We start from the raw sequence: 607 nt of genomic DNA on the forward strand, positions 1-607 counted from the left end.
GGTTGTACCAGCCCAGGCCGTCGGCCTCCAGCCAGGTACCGAGCAGCGAACTCTTGCCGGCGCCGTTGACGCCGGCCAACGCCAGGATCCGCCCCATGAGTCAGAGCGGACGGCCGAGCGCGACCTTGTGGCCGCGGCGGATCGGCTTGCCCATCACCTTGCCCAGCCCCTCACCCTGCTGCAGCCCCGCCAGCGCCTGGTCGAACTCGGTACGCAGGCGCGAGAGCACGTCGCTGCGCTCTTCGCTATCGCTGCCGCTGGCCCTGGCCAGCAGCTCCTGGTAGGTCTTGATGTCCACGATCACCGCTTCGGGGTGGTTGTGGTTGGTGATGACCAGCGCCTGCTTCTCGCGCACGGTACGCATCAGGCTGGGCCAGCCACGGGTCTTGACCGAGGATGCCGGGGCCTTGTCGAGGCCGGGCAGGTCGAGCGGGAGGGTCATGGCACGGCTCCAGCGGAAGGATATGAGGCCACTATACCCAATTTGGCCAAATTAGGGATAAATGGACCCTCCCACCCTCCGGACCCGGCCGACGGCTCAGAACGTCCGTTCCCATTTCAGGCTCAGCAGGCTGCGGTCATGGCTGTACAGCCAGTCCACGTTGCT

1 protein-coding gene is annotated in these 607 nt (G+C 66.4%); it reads right to left on the reverse strand.

Translation table 11 applies throughout. The features are described from left to right. Positions 1-100: 100 nt before the first annotated feature. Positions 101-442 (reverse strand): type II toxin-antitoxin system prevent-host-death family antitoxin, encoded by a 342-nt coding sequence (locus ACWKXT_RS24290; protein ID WP_180167226.1) that lies wholly within the window; start codon positions 440-442, stop codon positions 101-103. Positions 443-607: the final 165 nt, after the last annotated feature.

Source organism: Enterobacter sp. UPMP701 (assembly GCF_053709515.1).

Coding starts and splice junctions, on each gene's coding strand:
- ACWKXT_RS24290 (WP_180167226.1), bottom strand. CDS start 442: ATGACCCTCCCGCTCGACCTGCCCGGCCTCGACAAGGCCCCGGCATCC.